Annotated in this window: 9 protein-coding genes and 2 pseudogenes; 8 read left to right on the top strand and 3 right to left on the bottom strand. The window is 72.1% G+C overall.

The features are described from left to right. The first annotated feature begins 12 nt into the window (after window positions 1-12). On the top strand, window positions 13-891 hold the full coding sequence (locus ABT063_RS24985) for a hypothetical protein (protein WP_351060326.1): 879 nt from the start codon (window positions 13-15) through the stop codon (window positions 889-891). Window positions 892-929: 38 nt separating this feature from the next. After that, window positions 930-5,546, top strand: coding sequence for a hypothetical protein (locus ABT063_RS24980; protein WP_351060323.1), 4,617 nt, complete (start codon window positions 930-932; stop codon window positions 5,544-5,546). A 68-nt stretch (window positions 5,547-5,614) separates the two neighbouring features. On the opposite strand, the pseudogene ABT063_RS24975 reads toward ABT063_RS24980, so the two are convergent. Continuing rightward, a pseudogene (locus ABT063_RS24975) lies at window positions 5,615-5,978 on the bottom strand (choline oxidase); the annotation flags it as partial. A 5-nt stretch (window positions 5,979-5,983) separates the two neighbouring features. Between ABT063_RS24975 and ABT063_RS24970 the strand changes: the two are divergent. Beyond that, window positions 5,984-7,044, top strand: a pseudogene (locus ABT063_RS24970) (NAD(P)/FAD-dependent oxidoreductase); the annotation flags it as partial. A gap of 26 nt (window positions 7,045-7,070) precedes the next feature. Here the strand turns inward: ABT063_RS24970 and ABT063_RS24965 are convergent. After that, complete coding sequence (locus ABT063_RS24965) at window positions 7,071-7,766, bottom strand: hypothetical protein (RefSeq protein ID WP_351060320.1); 696 nt, start codon at window positions 7,764-7,766, stop codon at window positions 7,071-7,073. 420 nt (window positions 7,767-8,186) lie between these two features. Here ABT063_RS24965 and ABT063_RS24960 point away from each other — a divergent pair, with 420 nt between their 5' ends. The 5 genes from ABT063_RS24960 to ABT063_RS24940 are packed head-to-tail and all read left to right on the top strand — an operon-like array spanning window position 8,187 to window position 16,208. Next, window positions 8,187-11,132, top strand: coding sequence for a nitrate- and nitrite sensing domain-containing protein (locus tag ABT063_RS24960; protein WP_351060538.1), 2,946 nt, complete (start codon window positions 8,187-8,189; stop codon window positions 11,130-11,132). Further along, entirely contained in the window at window positions 11,129-11,566 is a 438-nt protein-coding gene (locus ABT063_RS24955; protein WP_351060317.1) for a roadblock/LC7 domain-containing protein, read from the top strand. Before ABT063_RS24960 ends, ABT063_RS24955 begins: the two co-directional genes overlap by 4 nt. A 9-nt stretch (window positions 11,567-11,575) precedes the next feature. Further along, the gene (locus ABT063_RS24950) at window positions 11,576-11,971 is read left to right on the top strand and encodes a DUF742 domain-containing protein (protein ID WP_095754358.1); all 396 of its coding nucleotides are present in this window, start codon (window positions 11,576-11,578) and stop codon (window positions 11,969-11,971) included. Between the two features lie 24 nt (window positions 11,972-11,995). Then, complete coding sequence (locus tag ABT063_RS24945; RefSeq protein WP_351060315.1) at window positions 11,996-15,622, top strand: hydantoinase B/oxoprolinase family protein; 3,627 nt, start codon at window positions 11,996-11,998, stop codon at window positions 15,620-15,622. Beyond that, the gene (locus ABT063_RS24940) at window positions 15,603-16,208 is read left to right on the top strand and encodes a GTP-binding protein (RefSeq protein WP_351060312.1); all 606 of its coding nucleotides are present in this window, start codon (window positions 15,603-15,605) and stop codon (window positions 16,206-16,208) included. Before ABT063_RS24945 ends, ABT063_RS24940 begins: the two co-directional genes overlap by 20 nt. An 85-nt stretch (window positions 16,209-16,293) precedes the next feature. Here the strand turns inward: ABT063_RS24940 and glpK are convergent, their stop codons facing one another. Further along, window positions 16,294-17,814 carry a glycerol kinase GlpK gene (gene glpK, locus ABT063_RS24935; RefSeq protein WP_351060309.1) on the bottom strand — a complete coding sequence of 507 codons (1,521 nt, stop codon included), beginning with the start codon at window positions 17,812-17,814 and terminating at the stop codon, window positions 16,294-16,296. Window positions 17,815-17,841 lie beyond the last annotated feature (27 nt).

The following is a 17,841-nucleotide window of genomic DNA, read 5'->3' as shown; positions in this document are numbered from 1 at the left end:
GGAGCCCCGACCGTGACCGAGCACGTCGACCGGAGTGAGCCGGAGGCCGCCGCCGCGCCGGTGAGCAGTGCCGTCACCCCCGCCGACGCCGCCGACGCCGCGCGGCTCGTCGCCTTCGGCCTGCAGCCCAAGTTGCAGCCCGCGCGCGACCAGGAGTACACGGAGCTGCTGCGGCGCTACCGCGAGGACCCTCCGTTCGCGCGGCTCGCCGACGCCGTGGCCGCCGGGCTCGGGCTGGTCGTGCTGGAGGTGTCTCCCCGCGCGGGGATGGCCGTGACCGCCGCCGAGGACTCGGTGTTCGCCGTCCGCATGGGCGACTACGCGCGCCGCACGTCCGCCGACTCGGGGGACCGCTTCCTGCACGGGCTGGCGCATCTCGCCGTCGCCGCCATGGCGTTCCCGCGGCCCGAGGATCTCGCCGACGACGGATACATCGGGCGCGTCTCGGTCAACGGCGTCGACGCCTTCGTGCGCCAGGCCTGCCGTCGTCTGGAGGAGCGTGCCGAGGCGCAGGGCGAGAACACCGACCCGGCGACCGACGCGCCCGGCCTGGAGACCGCCTGGCGGATCTGGGTCAGACGCAGCGCGACGGGCGCCACCAAGGACGCGCGCAGGCTCGCCGGTTCGACGACCGGCATCGTCGGCAAGGCCGTCGCCTTCCTCACCGACTCCGGATTCCTGCAGCGGACCGGGGACGACAACGGCGGCACCTACCGGACCACGGCCCGCTACCAGCTCCAGGTGCGTGACATGGCGGGCAGTGCCGCCATGGCCGAGCTGCTGGAACTGGGCGTCGTCCCGGTCACCGACGGGACGCCGACCCTGCTGCCCGCCGAGGACAGCGACGACCTGGACCTGGTGGCCGACGCCGGACTGCCGTTCCACTCCTGACCCACCGCACCTTCGCCGAAGACTTACGAGAGTCCGCCATGTACGAGCTGTCCCGCGTCCGCCTCTACTCCATCGGGCCCGCCGGTGCGCGCTATGCCGACACCGTGCTCGACCTGCGCGGCGTGGGCGAGCCCGTGCCCGACCCCGCGCCCACCCAGGCGGAGTTCTTCGAGGAGGAGCCCGTCGGCCCACCGCGCCGACCCGCACCCGCGGGCGTGCTCTTCCTGGAGAACGGCGGCGGCAAGTCCGTCCTGCTGAAGCTGATCTTCTCCGTGATGCTGCCGGGCCACCGGAACACCCTCGGCGGCGCGAGCTCCGGTGTGCTGCGCAAGTTCCTGCTCGCGGACGACTGCGGGCACGTGGCGCTGGAGTGGCAGCACGTGCAGACCGGCGAGTGCGTCGTCGTCGGCAAGGTCAGCGAGTGGCGGGGGCGCCAGGTCTCCAACGACCCGCGGAAGTTCGCCGAAGCCTGGTACTCCTTCCGCCCGGGGCCCGGGCTGACCCTGGACAGCCTGCCGGTGGCCGAGTCCACCGCCGTACGGCCGACCGTCGAGGGGCAGTCGGGCGCGCGGGGCCGCCGGCGCACCATGAAGGGATTCCGGGACGCCCTCACCGAGGCGGGCAAGGCGTATCCGCACCTGGAGGTGCACTGGGAGGAGATCCACGACCGCTGGATCGAGCACCTCGGCGACCTCGCTCTCGACCCCGAACTCTTCCGCTACCAGCGGGAGATGAACGCCGACGAGGGCGAGGCCGCCGGCCTCTTCGCGGTCAAGAAGGACTCCGACTTCACCGACCTGCTGCTGCGCGCAGTGACGGACACGCGGGACACCGACGGGCTCGCCGACCTGGTCAGTGGTTTCGGCAACAAGCTGGGGCGGCGCGCCGAGCTGATCGCCGAACGGGACTTCACCGCCGGGTCGGTCGACCTGCTCGGGCGGATCGTCGAGGCCGCCGAGGCCCGCTCCCGCGCGCGTGACATCCACACCGGCGCCGAACGCCGTACGCGGACCCTGGCGCGCCGGCTGTCCGCCCGGGGAGCCCAGGAGCGGGTGCGAGCCGCCGATCTCGCCCAACGGGTCACCGCCGCCGCGTACGCCGTCACGCACTCCGAGGCGGCACGGGAGCGCAGCGCGCTGATCGCTGCCGAACTCGCCTACCGGCATGCCTCGCTGGCGCTGGCCGCCGCTGAGAAGTCCGCCGCCGCGCAGAAGCGCGAACTCGCCGACGCGCGCACGCTGCACTCCGCCTGGCAGGCCGCCGAGGCCGTACTGCGCCACCGCGCCGCCGCCGACCGGGTCGCGCGCGTGGCCGCCGCGATCCAGGAGGCCGAACGGGACGCGGCACCGGCCCTGGCGGCCCGCGCCAAGGCCGCCGTCGATCTCGTACGGGCCCTGCACGCGGCCGCGGACAGCGCCGAGACCCTCGCCAACGAGGAGGAGGAGCGGTCCGCCGCCCTCCAGGAGGTCAGCGAGTCCGCCTACCGGGACTCCACCGGCGCCGCCACCGAGGCGCAGCGTGCCCGCAGCGAGGTCGGGCATCTGCGACAGCGGCTGAGCGAAGTGGAGCAGGAGACCGCCGAGGCGGTGCGCGCGGGCTGGCTCGACGACAGCGCGCCTGACGCCGACCCGGCACGCGCGGCCCTCGCCGCCAGCGACGCCGAGAAGACAGCGGTCGCCGCCTGGGACACCGCGCGCGAGGCGTCGCGCCGGGCCACGGAGCACGCGCGCGAGGCGGCTTCGGCCGAGTCCCGCGCCGAGCTGACGGCGGCCCGCGCGGAGGACGCGGCTACGGCGGCGGAGCGGTCCTACGAGGTCGAGCGCCGCCTCGCCGAAGGGCTGGCGGGGGAGGAGCGGCTGGCGGAGCTGCTCAGCCTGACCGGCAGCGAAGCCCGCCCCGTGGTCCCGCGGCCCCGGCAGGACACCGACGAGGGCAACCGGTCGGGCCTCACCCCCGAGGACCTGGACCGCTTCGCCGACGAGCTGCGCGAACTGCTCGACGACGCCGTCTCCTCCGCCGAGCGGCAGCTCTTCGACCTGCGTACCGCCGCCGCCGACGACTCCCGGATCCTCGGCGCGCTCGGTGACGGCGGGCTGCTGCCGCCCGGCCCGGACGTGCTGGCGACCGTCGAGTTCCTGGGCGAGCACGGCATCCCCGCGCTGCCCGGCTGGCGCTATCTCGCCCAGGCCGTCGCCCCCGCCGACCACGCGCGCGTGCTGGCCGCGCGGCCGGAGCTGGTCGACGGCGTGATCATCACCGACCCCGCCACGCACGCGCGTGCCCGGGAGGCCCTGGGCGACGCCGCGCTGCTGCCGCGGTCCGCCGTCGCGGTCGGGACGGCCGCCGCCCTGCTCGCGCCGACGCCGGCTCCCGATTCCGAGACCGGTGACGTCTTCCTCGTACCGCCGAACCCGGCCATGCACGACGAGCACGCCGCCGACGAGGAACGGCAGGCACTGCGTGCGCGGGCCACCGAGCGGGACGAGGAGATCCGCACGCTCGCCGCCCGGCTCGGCAAGGACCGGGAGCTGGCGGCGCGGCTCTCCTCCTGGCGCACCGGCTGCCCGGCCGGCCGGCTGGTCGAGCTGGCCGGGGCCGCCCGGGACACGCGCGTGTTCGCCGAGGAGGCGGAGGCCGAGCTGGCCGAAGCGCGGACCGTGCGGGCGGAGGCCGACGAAGCCGCCGCCGAGGCCGCGCAAGTCAGGGACGAGCGGCAGGAGGCGGCCCAGAAGGCCCGGCGCGCCGCCGACGCCCTCGCCGGGCTCGCCTTCCGGCTGCGTGAGCGGGCCGGTTGGCAGGTCAAGCTGCGCGAACTCGCCGACGAGGCCACCGAGTCGGAGGCCCGCGCCCAGACCTGCCTGGAGCGCGCCCGCGCCGCCGACGAGGACCGGCGGGCCGCCCAGCGCGCCGCCGACGACGCCCGCCGTACCGCCCGTGCGCTGCGTGCCGAGCGTTCGGAGATCGCCGGCGCCCCCGATGACGTACCGGAGAGCGACGCGGACGCTCCCAAGGCGTCCCTGCCCGCCCTCCGCGAGGCTTATCGGGCCGCTTCCCAGGTGTACGAGAAGGTCGGCGTCGGGGCCGACCTTCGGGCCGAGCAGGCGCGTGCGGAGAGCGACGAGAGCGCGGCGCGCGCCGAACTGGACCGGCTGAGCAACAAGGTCCGCACGCGCGCGGAGCAGCTGCTCCAGTCGCCCGACGGCTCCGACGGGCCGTCCCGGCAGGCCGCCGTCGCGCGGGCGGAGGAGCTGGTGCAGCTCCTGGAGACCCGGATGTCGAGCGCGAGCGAGCAGCTCGGACGGCTGCGCGGCGAGGCCGAGCGGCACGGGCCCGAGGACGGCGAGGCGCACACCGAGCTGCCCGAGGAGCTTCAGCCGCGCGACGCCGAGCACGCGCAGGCCCTGCTGCGCACGGCGACCACCGAACTCGCCTCGCGTACCGAGGCGCTGACCCGGGCCCGGGAGGCGCACGCCGAACTGCTCGACGCCCACCGCGCCGCCGAGGACGCGGCCGGCGGCTTCGACGAGCTCGCCGCGATGCTGCGTGACCTGCTGCGCGAGCACGCCTTGGAGGAGGAGCAGGAGGAACCCGAGCCGTACCCTGGCTGCCTGGAGGAGGCCCGGCAGTCCGCCGCCGAGGCCCGCCGGTCCCTGCGCGGCTGCGCCGCCGACCTGTCGGCCGCCGAGTCCGCCGTGCGCGAGGCGAGCGACATCCTCGTCCGGCACGCCAACTCCACGCGCTACGAGCAGGTCCGCACCCCGGCCCGGCAGCAGATCCGCGAACTGCCCGCCTCCGCGCTGCCCGAGCACGCCCAGAAGTGGGCGGACGCCTTCGCGCCCCGACTGCGCGTCCTCACCGACGAGTTGGAGCAGCTGGAGCGCAACCGGGACTCGATCGTGGACCGCCTCAGAGGGCTCGTCGAGTCGGCCCTCGCCACGCTCAGGTCCGCCCAGCGGCTCTCCCGGCTGCCGGAAGGCCTCGGCGAGTGGTCCGGGCAGGAGTTCCTGCGCATCCGCTTCGAGGAGCCCGACCAGGCCACGCTCACCGAGCGGCTCGGCGAGGTCATCGACGAGGCCACCCGGTCCGCTGTCAAGAAGAACTCCGACCTGCGGCGCGACGGCATGTCCCTGCTGCTGCGGGGCGTCGCCGCGGCACTCCAGCCCAAGGGGGTCGCCGTCGAGATCCTCAAGCCGGACGCCGTACTGCGCGCCGAGCGCGTGCCCGTCGGGCAGATGGGCGACGTGTTCTCCGGCGGTCAGCTGCTGACCGCCGCCATCGCCCTGTACTGCACGATGGCCGCCCTGCGGTCGAACGACCGGGGCCGGGACAAGCACCGCCACGCCGGCACGCTGTTCCTCGACAACCCGATCGGACGCGCGAACGCCACGTACCTGCTGGAGCTCCAGCGAGCCGTGTCCGACGCGCTGGGCGTCCAACTCCTCTACACCACCGGCCTGTTCGACACCACCGCGCTCGCCGAGTTCCCGCTGGTCATCCGGCTGCGCAACGACGCCGACCTGCGGGCGGGGCTGAAGTACATCCGGGTGGAGGAACACCTCCGGCCGGGACTGCCGGAGGCTCCCGCTGGGGAAGCCGTGCACAGCGAGATCACTGCGACGCGGATGTTCAAGCGCCCGGCGCCGAGCACACCGTAGATACGCGGCAGTGGGGAACTGCGGGCCGTTCGTGGCTGGTCGCGCCCACGCGGGGAGCCACATATCGCCCCGGCCTGGGCACAAGCCTCCAGCAGGGCCGTGCCGCACGGGTCGTCGCTCTTCAGCGTGCGCAGCTTCACCGGGCCGGTGCGGCCGTGGTGGTCGCTGGGAGCTTCGTTGTTCTCCAGCCGCCGGTGGAGCGGGAAGAGATCGGCCGCGCTCCAGCCGCGGCTCGACCGGGGGTCCAGGTCGTAGCCGGACTCCAACAGGCCCATCCAGCACTCGAGTTTGAGGACGTCGTTCGCCGACGTCGTTGGGGCCCGCCTCCAGGACGCACAGCGTGACCGACGGATCCTCCGAGAGCCGGGCCGCCACCACGTTTCCCGCGGTGCCGCCGCCGACCACGACATAGTCGAACTCATCGATGCTCATGAGGGGATTTCCTCACCGGCCGCGCGGGCGAGGACCACCGCGCCCTCGCCGACGCCGAGGAGACCACCGAACTCGACGCGGAGTGGCTGCTCGGCACACGAGCCCGCGGCCTCGATGCCCGCGGCCGCACCGTCCTGCTCGACGACGGTCGGACCGTGTCCACCTACGGCATCGTGATCGCCACTGGTGCCTCGGCGCGCCGCCTCCCGGGCGACAGACTCGCCGGGGTGCGTACCCTGCGCACTCTCGACGACGCCCGCGCCCTGCGCGACGAACTCACCCGCGGCCCACGGCAGGTCGTCATCGGCGGCGGCTTCATCGGTGCCGAAACCACCTGCTCCTGCGCGGCCCTCGGCCACGCCGTCACGGTCGTCGAGGCCGCGCCGCTCCCGTTCGTGCCCCAACTCGGCGCCGAGACGGCCGTCGTGTGTGCCACCCTGCACCGCCGCGGCGGGATGGAGCTGGTCACGGGCGCCGGGGTGGCCGGAGTGCGCGGCACGGTCGGCGTCACCGGCGTCGAACTCTCCGACGGCCGTACGCTGCCCGCCGACGTCGTGATCGTCGGCATCGGCGCCGTCCCCAACACCGCCTGGCTGGCGGGCTCGACGCTCGCGCTGCACGACGGCGTGCTGTGCGACGACGGCTGTGTGACGACTGCTGTGTGACCTGCACTGCCGCAGGTGGTCGCCATCGGCGACGTCGCCCGCGTCGGCGGAAGCCGCACCGAACACTGGACCTCCGCGACGGAGCAGCCCCGGGTCGCCGTGGCCAACCTGCTCGCCGGGCGCACCCTTCGGACCGCGCGGACGCTGCCCTACTTCTGGTCGGACCAGTACGGCGCCCGCATCCGGTTCGCCGGCCGCCGACAGGGCGGGGACAGTGTCCGCATCGCCGAGGGCGAGCTCACCGAGGGTGCACCCGCCGAGGGCGGCTTCCTCACCCTGTACGAGCGAGCGGGACGTTCCGTACGACCGCGGTGCTCTCCGTGGACCGCCCGCGCCCCATCATGCGGACGCGACGCGAACTCGTGTGCGGGGAGAGCCGGATGGAGCCGGCCGCGCTGTGAAGGTCACCGGGAAGTCCGGCAGATCTTCACGAGTGCGACAGCTGTCCGGCGCCGCCCCGCCGACGTATCCGCTCCTGCGTCCGCTCGGCGGCCCGCGCCTGCCGTCGCGCCCTGCGTCGTTCGCGCCGCAGGGCACGTGCCGTACTGCTGGGCGTCGACACCACGCCGTTGCGCTGGTTCCACACCTGGCGCGTCACCCAGACGTCGAGCGCGCCCCACGTGGCCACCACCGTGCTGGCCACACTGCTCAGCACCATCGGGAACGCCAGCCAGGAACCGGCCATGGTGCACAGGAAGGCCACCATCGCCTGGACCAGCGTCATGGCGATGATCAGCACGGCCCGCACCGCGGAAGTCCGCACCGGATCGGGCAACCGGCGCCGTCGCGCGGGCTCCTCGACCCACAACGGCCGGTAGTGGTACGGCTGCTCTCGCGCCGCACTCTCCTGGCCTGTATCGGCCGAGCCCACGTCCGCAGCCGTACGGCTCCCGTGCGCCTCGGCCGGGTTCTCGTAGGCCGCGTCACCACTACTCCCGCCGGCCTCGGCCGCGCTCCCGTACGTCGCCGTACCGCCTTCTGAAGCCGCCGGAAGTGCGCGACCACCGCGTGCCCCGTCCCCGTCTGCCGGAATGTCGCGATCCGGCGCCTCGGGGTCCTTCTGCGCCGTCACGTGCGCCGTCCCGCCGTCCGACAGCGCCTCGTACCGCTCTGCCGTGTCCATCACCGTGTCACCCTCCACCGCCAGCAGACCGCTCGCTCCGCGCCCGAAGGCCCGGCTTCCCAGTGGCTGCCCGGCTTGCGCTGTTTTACGCCGCCCGGTTGCGGGATGCGGCTCCTGTGGCCGATTCCGCCCCCAACTCCCAAAGAGAAGGACGAGCAACGCCTCCTCAAGATTCCCAACGAGCGCAAAATTTCAGCCAACTGACCAGTCGGACCAGTCACATCCACTGCGAGGGCCACCACGCGACGGAGGCAGGCAATCTCCCCCAATGAGCGGACAACTCGCCATGTCTCGCCGCCGGTGCGGAAGTTCAGCTTCCGGACCGGTCTTCGAGTTATCCGGCCGTCGGTAGTAGGCTCGCGCCGTTTGTTGACGCACATGTGTACCCCCTGTCAGATGGGGGTCGAGCTGGGGGAGGCCATGCGCTTTCGCGGGAAGTCGATCCGCCGGAAGATCGTGGCGCTGCTTCTCGTGCCGCTGGTGTCCCTGGCCGCGATCTGGGGCTTCGCCACCGTGCTCACAGGCCGGGAAGTGGCCCAGCTCTTCCAAGTGTCGTCCGTCGTCGAGAAAATCGGCTACCCCACCGAGGACACCGTCCGTGTCCTGCAGCAGGAACGCCGCCAGACCCTGGTCTACCTCGCCGACCCCCGGGCGTCGGACGCCCTGTCCGCGCTCCGCAGCACCCGGACCGCCACCGACGACGCCGTCGTCAAGCTCCGCGAGAACGCGGAGAACCCCGATGCCCGCGACGGGCTGGACGCGGACGACGACGAACACCTCACCGCCGTCCTGGACGCCTTCGACGGTCTCGACTCCCTGCGCCGCAGTGTCGAGGAGGGCACGGTCAACCGGTCCCAGGCCCTCGACCTCTACAACCGTCTCGTCGACCCCTGTTACACCTTGCTGGCGTCCGTCGACGGAGTCGACAGCGTGGAGCTGGACAAGCAGGCCCGTGCCCTGGTGAACATCACCCGCGCCCGTGAACTGCTCTCCCGCGAGGACGCCCTGCTCGGATCCGCCCTGGTGGTCGGGAAACTCTCCCGCCAGGAAATCCGCGACGTCTCCGACCTGGTCGCCCAGCGCACCCTGCTGTACGACATCAGCCTGCCGGTGCTCCCCTCGACGGAGCGCGAACGCTACGAGCGCTTCTGGAAGAACGCCACCACCGCCCCCCTGCGGTCGGCCGAACAGTCCGTCATCTCCGCCGACCCCGGCGCCCCGCGCACCGTGACCGCCAAGAGCTGGGACAACGTCGCCGGGAGCGCGCTCGACGAGCTCGCCACCCTCAATGACCAGGCCGGGGACCGGTATCAGGACCGCGTCCGCCCGGACGCGATCGGCGTCATCGTCAAGGCGTCCGTCGCCGGCGTCCTCGGTCTGGCCGCCCTGCTCTTCTCCCTCGTGGTGTCCGTGCGTGTCGGCCGCGGCCTCATCCGCGACCTGAGGCAACTGCGCCTGGAGGCGCACGAGGCGTCCGGCGTCCGGCTGCCCAGCGTGATGCGCCGCCTGTCCACGGGCGAACAGGTCGACGTCGAGACCGAGGCCCCGCGTCTGGAGTACGACAAGAACGAGATCGGCGAGGTCGGCCAGGCCCTCAACACCCTGCAGCGGGCCGCCGTCGAAGCCGCCGTCAAACAGGCCGAACTCCGCTCCGGCGTCTCCGAGGTCTTCGTCAATCTCGCCCGCCGCAGCCAGGTCCTGCTCCACAAGCAGCTCACCCTCCTCGACGCCATGGAGCGCCGGACCGAGGACACCGACGAACTCGCCGACCTGTTCCGCCTCGATCACCTCACCACGCGTATGCGCCGGCACGCCGAGGGCCTGGTGATCCTCTCCGGCGCCGCCCCCTCCCGGCAGTGGCGCAAGCCGGTCCAGCTCATGGACGTCGTACGCGCCGCCGTCGCCGAGGTCGAGGACTACGAGCGCATCGAGGTCCGTCGGCTGCCCCGGGTCGCCGTCACCGGCCCGGCGGTAGCGGACCTCACTCACCTCGTCGCCGAACTCCTGGAGAACGCCACCGTGTTCTCCCCTCCGCACACCGCCGTGCAGGTCCTCGGCGAGCGCGTCGCCAACGGCTTCACCCTGGAGATTCACGACCGCGGCCTCGGCATGGCGGCCGACGCACTCCTGGACGCCAACCTCCGGCTCGCCGAGACACCGGAGTTCGAGCTGTCCGACACCGACCGGCTCGGCCTGTTCGTGGTCAGCCGGCTCGCCCAGCGGCAGAACGTCCGGGTCTCGCTCCAGCCGTCCCCGTACGGCGGCACGACGGCCGTCGTCTTCATCCCCGAAACCCTGCTGACGGACGACGTCCCGGACACCAACGGCATCGGCTTCCGCCTCGACCGGCCGCAGCCCTCGAAGGAGGCCGAACTCGAGGGGGCCCGCCGCGCGGAGCTCTCCAAGGCGCCGGTGCAGCTGCCCGGTCTGCCGGCTTCGCTCCTGGACGGCCCCGTCGAACTGGAAGCGCCCGTCGATCTGGACGCCATCGAGGACTTCCCCGGCGCGCTCGACGACGAGGACAGCGAACGCGGCGGAATCTTCCGCCACCGGCGCTCACTCGCCCGCACGGAGGACGAGGGAGCGAGGCACCACGGCGAGCAGCACCATGAGGTGCGCGACGGCCGGGGCGCGGACCAGACCAATCCCGACGACGCCAACGCTCCGGTCCCGCTGCCTCGCCGCCGGGCCCCCAAACTGGTCAGCTCCCACGGGCGTCCGGTCACCGAGCAGCGGACGCGACGCGAGGAGACCGACGAAGCGCCCGAGACAGGTCCTGGACGGTCGCGTGCGCCGGGCGCGGCCCCGCTGCCCACCCGCCGTCCAGGAACGGGTCCGCTGCGCAAGGGCAGCGGTGTGGCCGACCCCCTCGCCGAACAGCGCACCGAATCCCCGACGTCCTCGGCCGGCGACCTCGGCGAGAAGCCCGAGGCCCCCGCCCTCCCCAGGCGCAGCAGGCGTCCCGCGATCACCCCGAGCGGCCAGACCGGCCAGACCGGCGCAAGCGCTCCCAGCGATTCCGCCCCGAGTCCAGTCTCCGGATCCGGCCCGAGTCCCGGCTCCGGATCCGGCCCGACTTCCGGCTCCGGCGCGGGCACAGGCTCCGCAACGCACGAGACCGGCTCGGGCACGGCTCCGCTGCCACGGCGCGTACGGCAGGCCAGCCTGGCCCCGCAGCTGAAACAGGGCCCCGGACGGCGCACCGCCGACAGAGCGGAGCCCGGTGAACGGGACGCCGACGAGGTACGCAGCCGCATGGCCTCGCTCCAGCGCGGCTGGCAGCGCGGCCGTGAGGAGAACGCCGCGGGCGAGGACGCCCACAGCGGCACAGCACCACAACGAACGACAAAGGGGGACGGTCGATGACCGCACCGAAGGCGACCGGCCACACCGCGGGCAACAACCCCGGCGAGCTCAACTGGCTCCTCGACGACCTGGTGGACCGCGTCGCGAGCATCCGCAAGGCCCTCGTGCTCTCCGGCGACGGCCTGCCGACCGGCCTTTCCAGGGACCTGACCCGGGAGGACAGCGAGCACCTTGCGGCTGTCGCCTCCGGATTCCACAGCCTCGCCAAGGGCGTGGGCCGCCATTTCGAGGCGGGCAACGTCCGGCAGACGATCGTCGAGCTCGACGACGCCTTCCTGTTCGTCACGGCCGCCGGCGACGGCAGCTGCCTCGCCGTCCTCGCGGACGCCGATTCCGACGTCGGGCTGGTCGCGTACGAGATGACGCTCCTGGTCAAGCGGGTCGGTGTCCATCTCGGTGCCGCTCCGCGCACCGATCTGCCCGCAGGCGGGTAGTGGGATGGCATGAGCACAGACGGTCAGGGAAGAAGCCACTGGTTCGACGACGAGGCCGGACCGGTTGTTCGTCCGTACGCCATGACGCGCGGCCGCACAACCAGTGCGGCCCAGCACCGTCTCGACCTCATCGCGGTGGTCGTCACGGAACCCCAGGCGGACGACCCGGAAGGGGACCACAGCCTGTCCCCGGAGCACGTGAACATCGTCGACCTGTGCCGTGAGACCCCCCAGTCGGTCGCCGAACTCTCCGCCGAGCTCGACCTGCCCATCGGAGTGGTACGGGTCCTCATCGGGGACCTCGTGGACGCGGAATTCGTCCATGTGAACCGACCCGTGCCCCCTGCGGAACTGCCGGACGAGAGTATTCTGCGCGATGTGATCAACGGCCTCCGGGCGCTGTGAGCGGCGCGGAAGTGGGGTACTGACGTGACAGGCTGGCAGTTCTGGGTCGACCGGGGCGGCACCTTCACGGACATCGTCGCCCGAAGCCCGGACGGCCGTCTGCTGACGCACAAGCTGCTGTCGGACAACCCGGCGCGGTACTCCGACGCGGCGGTCGCGGGCGTCCGGGAACTGCTGACCGACTCCCCGGACCCGGTCGAGGCCGTCCGCATGGGCACCACGGTCGCCACCAACGCCCTCCTGGAGCGCAAGGGCGAGCGGACGCTGCTGGTCATCACCCGGGGCTTCCGCGACGCCCTGCGCATCGCCTACCAGAACCGCCCGCGCATCTTCGCCCGCCGCATCGAACTCCCCGAGCTGCTCTACGAACGCGTCATCGAGGCCGACGAGCGCATCGCCGCCGACGGCACCGTCCTGCGCGCGCCCGACCCGGACGCCCTCGCAGGCCCCCTCCAGGAGGCATACGACGACGGGATCCGCGCGGTCGCCGTGGTCTGCATGCACAGCCACCTCCACCCCGCCCACGAACAGGCGATCGGCCGGCTCGCCGCCCGCATCGGCTTCCCGCAGATCTCGCTCTCCAGCGAGGTCAGCCCGCTGATGAAGCTCGTCCCGCGCGGGGAAACCGCCGTCGTCGACGCCTACCTGTCGCCCGTGCTGCGCCGCTACGTGCGGCATGTCGCCGACGAGCTCGAAGGCGTGCGGCTGATGTTCATGCAGTCCAACGGCGGTCTCGCCGAGGCCGGGCAGTTCCGCGGCAAGGACGCGATCCTCTCCGGCCCCGCAGGCGGCATCGTCGGCATGGCCCGCATGTCGCAGCTCGCCGGCTTCCACCGCGTCATCGGCTTCGACATGGGCGGCACCTCCACCGACGTCTCACACTTCGCGGGCGAGTACGAACGCGTCTTCACCACGCAGATCGCCGGCGTCCGGCTGCGCGCGCCCATGCTGGACATCCACACCGTCGCGGCCGGCGGCGGCTCGGTCCTGCACTTCGACGGCTCCCGCTACCGCGTGGGGCCGGACTCGGCCGGCGCGGACCCGGGCCCCGCCTGCTACCGCGGCGGCGGCCCGCTCGCCGTCACAGACGCCAACGTCATGCTCGGACGCATTCAACCCGCACACTTCCCCAAGGTGTTCGGCCCCGAAGGCGACCAGCCCCTCGACGACGCACTCGTCCGCGCGCGCTTCGCCGCCCTCGCGCGCGAGATCCGCGAGCGGACCGGCGACGACCGCACTCCCGAGCAGGTCGCCGAGGGCTACCTGCAGATCGCCGTCGCCAACATCGCCAACGCCGTGAAGCGGATCTCCGTCCAGAAGGGCCACGACGTCACCCGCTACGCCCTCACCACCTTCGGTGGCGCGGGCGGGCAGCACGCCTGCATGGTCGCCGACTCGCTCGGCATCCGCACCGTCCTCGTGCCACCCATGGCCGGTGTCCTCTCCGCCCTCGGCATCGGCCTCGCCGACACCACGGCCATGCGCGAACAGTCCGTCGAGACGCCCCTGGAGGCCGCCTCGATGCCCGGCGTCCTCAAGACCGCCGACGATCTGGAGAGCGCCGCCCGCGCCGAACTCCTTGCCGAGGACGTCCCCCAGGAGCGCATCCAGGTCACCCGGCGGGCCCAGCTCCGCTACGACGGCACCGACACCACCCTCACCGTCGAGCTGACCGAGCCGGACACGATGAGGCACGCCTTCGAAGAACGTCATCGCGCCACGTACTCCTTCACGCTCGACCGCCCGATCGTCGTCGAAGCCCTCTCCGTCGAAGCCACCGGCATCACCGAACCCCCCGATCTCTCCGCCCTGGCCACCTACCAGGGCCACCCCGCCGCCCCCGAAACCGTCCGCCTCCACACGGGCGGCGCCTGGCGCGACGTACCCCTCCACCGCCGCGAGGAACTGCCCCCCGGCGAGACCGTCACCGGCCCCGCGATCATCACCGAGGCCAGTGCGACGACCGTCGTCGACGGCGGCTGGCAGGCCGCGACGACCGACGACGGGCATCTGGTCATGGAACGCGCGACGATTACACAGAGTTCCGATCTCGGCACAAAAGCCGACCCTGTTCTCCTCGAGGTCTTCAACAACCTCTTCATGTCCATCGCCGAACAGATGGGCGCCCGCCTGGAATCCACCGCCCAGTCCGTCAACATCAAGGAGCGCCTGGACTTCTCCTGCGCCCTCTTCGACCCGGACGGAAACCTGGTGGCCAACGCCCCGCACATCCCCGTCCACCTGGGCTCGATGGGCACCAGCGTCAAGGAGGTCATCCGGCGCCGCTCCCGGATGCGGCCGGGAGACACGTACGCGGTCAACGACCCGTACCACGGCGGCACGCATCTGCCGGACGTCACGGTCATCACGCCCGTCTTCGACACAGGCAACACGGAGAGTGACCGGAAGATCCTCTTCTACGTCGCCTCCCGCGGCCACCACGCCGAGATCGGCGGCATCGCCCCAGGCTCCATGCCCGCGGGCAGCCGCACCATCGAGGAAGAAGGCGTCCTCTTCGACAACTGGCTGCTCGCCGAGAACGGCCGCCTCCGCGAGGAGGAGACCCTCCGCCTGCTCACGGCAGCGCCCTACCCCTCCCGCAACCCGAAGACCAACCTCGCCGACCTGCGTGCCCAGATCGCCGCCAACCAGAAGGGCGTCGACGAAGTCGCCCGCATGATCGAGAACTTCGGCCTCGACGTCGTACAGGCGTACATGAAGCACGTCCAGGACAATGCCGAGGAGTCCGTCCGCCGGGTCATCGACGCCCTGGACGACGGCGAGTACGCCTACGAGACCGACGCGGGCGCCGTCATTCGCGTACGCGTGCGCGTGGACCGCGAAAGGCGCTCCGCGACCGTCGACTTCACTGGCACATCACCCCAGCTGACCACCAACTTCAACGCGCCCTTCGCAGTGGTCAACGCGGCAGTCCTGTACGTCTTCCGCACCCTGGTCGCCGACGACATCCCGCTCAACGACGGCTGTCTGCGCCCGCTCGACATCATCGTGCCGCCCGGCTCCATGCTCGCGCCCGAACCCCCGGCCGCCGTCGTCGCGGGCAACGTCGAGACCTCGCAGGCCATCACCGGCGCCCTCTACGCGGCGCTCGGCGTCCAGGCCGAGGGCTCCGGCACCATGAACAACGTCACCTTCGGCAACGACCGCCACCAGTACTACGAGACCGTGGCCTCCGGATCCGGCGCGGGCGACGGCTTCCCCGGCGCATCCGTGGTGCAGACCCACATGACCAACTCGCGGCTCACCGACCCCGAGGTCCTGGAATGGCGACTGCCCGTACAGCTCGACGAGTTCGCCGTCCGGCGCGGCAGTGGCGGCGCCGGACGATGGCGCGGCGGGGACGGCGCGGTACGCCGCATCCGGTTCCACGAGCCCATGACCGTCTCCACGCTGTCCCAGCACCGCCGGGTCCCCCCGTACGGCATGGCGGGCGGTGAACCCGGCGCCCTGGGCGCGAACCGTGTGGAGCGCGCGGACGGCACGGTCACCGAACTCGGCGGACGTGACGCGACGGACGTCGGCCCCGGCGATGTACTCGTCATCGAAACCCCCGGCGGCGGAGGCTACGGCCCACCGTCGCCCGACCCCCATCCAGCAGGAGAAGAGAACGATGATCTTCGGGCGTTCTGAGCGCGGCAAGCCCCCGGTCGAGCCCGTCACACTCAAGATCCTGGTGGCCGGCGGCTTCGGCGTGGGCAAGACCACGCTCGTCGGCGCGGTCAGCGAGATCAGGCCACTGCGCACCGAGGAACTGCTCACCGAGGCGGGACGCCCGGTCGACGACACGAGCGGTGTGGAAGGCAAGCACACCACCACCGTGGCCATGGACTTCGGCCGCATCACGCTGCGCGAGGACCTCGTGCTGTACCTGTTCGGCACGCCCGGCCAGGAGAGGTTCTGGTTCATGTGGGACGAGCTCTCCGAGGGCGCACTCGGTGCCGTGGTGCTCGCCGACACCCGTCGTCTGGAGGACTGCTTCGCCGCCGTCGACTACTTCGAGCGGCGGTCCATCCCCTTCCTCGTCGGCGTCAACTGCTTCGAGGGAGCCGCCCGTTACCCGGCCGACGACGTACGTCAAGCCCTCGACCTCGACGACGGCGTACCGTTGCTGCTGTGCGACGCCCGCGACCGGGGGTCCGTCAAGGAGGTCCTCGTCGGCGTCGTCCAGCACGCGATGGCGTACGCCGCGGAGCACCGTCAGACCGTCACGACGTGACGCGGAGCGGCCCGTACCCCCGCCGACCGGGGTACGAGCCGCGGTCCGTGGCACCACGCACGCGCGCGTGCCCGGTGGGTGCCGCCTAGTTGTCGCCTTCCTCCAGCCAGCCGAAGCTCTTCTCCACGGCCTTGCGCCAGTTGTGGTACTCGCGGTCGCGCACCGAGGACTCCATCGCGGGCGTCCACTCGACATCCTTCTGCCAGTGCGCCTTGAGCTCGTCCAGGTCGTTCCACACCCCGGTGGCGAGGCCGGCCGCGTACGCGGCGCCCAGGCACGTCGTCTCGGAGACCTTGGGCCGGATCACCGGCACGTCGAGGACGTCCGCCTGATGCTGCATGAGCAGGTTGTTCTTCGTCATGCCGCCGTCCACCTTCAGGGTCGTGATCCGCACCCCGGAGTCCTGGAACATGGCGTCCACGACCTCACGCGTCTGCCAGCTCGTCGCCTCCAGCACCGCGCGCGCGAGGTGTGCCTTCGTGACGTACCGGGTGAGGCCGGTGACGACTCCGCGCGCGTCGGAGCGCCAGTACGGAGCGAACAGGCCGGAGAACGCGGGCACGATGTACGCGCCTCCGTTGTCCTCCACGCTCGCCGCCAGCGGCTCGATCTCGTCGGCGGTTCGGATGATGCCGAGTTGATCGCGGAACCACTGAACGAGCGCGCCCGTTATGGCGATCGACCCCTCCAGGCAGTACACGGGTGCCTCACTGCCGATCTTGTAGCCCATCGTCGTCAGCAGCCCGCTCTTCGACGGCACCGGCCGGTTGCCGGTGTTCAGCAGCAGGAAGCTGCCCGTGCCGTACGTGTTCTTCGCCGTGCCCACGTCGTAGCAGGCCTGCCCGAACACGGCCGCCTGCTGGTCGCCCAGCGCGGAGGCGACCGGTACGCCCGCGAGCTGGCCCACGGCCGTGCCGTACACCTCGGCGGACGACCTGATCTCGGGCAGGACGGCCTCAGGGACGTTCATCGCCGCCAGGATGGACTGGTCCCACTGGAGGGTCTCCAGGTTCATCAGCATGGTGCGCCCGGCGTTGGTCACATCGGTGACATGCCGGCCGCCGTCCGTGCCGCCGGTGAGGTTCCAGATCAGCCAGGAGTCGATGGTGCCGAAGGCGATCTCGCCGCGCTCTGCGCGCGCCCTGAGCCCGGGCACGTTGTCGAGGAGCCATACGGCCTTGGGGCCGGAGAAGTAGCTGGCCAGCGGCAGCCCGGTCTGTTCGCGGAAACGGTCCTGCCCGTCCGCGCCGCCCAGTTGGTTGCACAGGGCCGCGGTGCGCGTGTCCTGCCACACGATCGCGTTGTGCACGGGCTTTCCGGTGGCGCGGTCCCACAGGACCGTCGTCTCGCGCTGGTTGGTGATCCCGAGCGCGCTGAGCTGGTCGGCGCGCAGCCCGGCCTTGGCGATCGCCCCGGCGACCACCGCCTGCACCTTGGACCAGATCTCGGTGGCGTCGTGCTCCACCCAGCCTGGCTTGGGAAAGATCTGGCGGTGTTCGCGTTGGTCGACGGCGACGATGGCGCCGTTGTGGTCGAAGACGATGCAGCGGCTTGAGGTGGTGCCCTGGTCGATTGCGGCGACGTACTTCTCGGCGTTGTCCGTCATGGCTACCCCTTGGGCTGGGTTCAGAAG

Source organism: Streptomyces sp. NPDC002838 (genome assembly GCF_040295365.1).
GTDB lineage: Bacteria > Actinomycetota > Actinomycetes > Streptomycetales > Streptomycetaceae > Streptomyces.
The sequence above is the reverse complement of the archived record's forward strand: the minus strand, read 5'-3'. Positions and strand labels throughout refer to the sequence as shown.

Excerpts from the sequence above, each read along its gene's own strand:
- ABT063_RS24980 (WP_351060323.1), top strand. The coding sequence starts at position 930 with ATGTACGAGCTGTCCCGCGTCCGCCTCTACTCCATCGGGCCCGCCGGT.
- ABT063_RS24965 (WP_351060320.1), bottom strand. The coding sequence starts at position 7,766 with ATGGACACGGCAGAGCGGTACGAGGCGCTGTCGGACGGCGGGACGGCG.
- ABT063_RS24960 (WP_351060538.1), top strand. The coding sequence starts at position 8,187 with ATGCGCTTTCGCGGGAAGTCGATCCGCCGGAAGATCGTGGCGCTGCTT.
- ABT063_RS24955 (WP_351060317.1), top strand. The coding sequence starts at position 11,129 with ATGACCGCACCGAAGGCGACCGGCCACACCGCGGGCAACAACCCCGGC.
- ABT063_RS24950 (WP_095754358.1), top strand. The coding sequence starts at position 11,576 with ATGAGCACAGACGGTCAGGGAAGAAGCCACTGGTTCGACGACGAGGCC.
- ABT063_RS24940 (WP_351060312.1), top strand. The coding sequence starts at position 15,603 with ATGATCTTCGGGCGTTCTGAGCGCGGCAAGCCCCCGGTCGAGCCCGTC.
- glpK (WP_351060309.1), bottom strand. The coding sequence starts at position 17,814 with ATGACGGACAACGCCGAGAAGTACGTCGCCGCAATCGACCAGGGCACC.